The following is a 258-nucleotide window of genomic DNA, read 5'->3' as shown; positions in this document are numbered from 1 at the left end:
ACCGGCTCGGCCATGAACTGGAAATCACTTCATCAAAAGGCCAAGGGACGACCGTATCGATCGTCTTTCCTTATCAGGAACACAATGTAGGGGGATCAACATGACAGTAGTGAAAATTGATGAAGTGACCAAAGTCTATGAAGGAAAAGTGACGCACCGTGCGCTGAACCAATTGAGCTTCGAAGTGGAAAAAGGGGAATTCCTGGCCGTGATGGGCCCTTCCGGAAGCGGCAAGACGACGCTATTGAACTTGATCTC

1 protein-coding gene is annotated in these 258 nt (G+C 49.2%); it reads left to right on the top strand.

Going from position 1 to position 258, the window contains the following annotated elements:
* Window positions 1-100 precede the first annotated feature (100 nt).
* A partial coding sequence (locus SB775_RS31125) for an ATP-binding cassette domain-containing protein (protein ID WP_410865132.1) occupies window positions 101-258 on the top strand: 158 nt, incomplete at its 3' end.

It is taken from the genome of Peribacillus sp. SIMBA_075, assembly GCF_046534585.1.
This window is presented reverse-complemented; position numbering and strand designations above follow the sequence as displayed.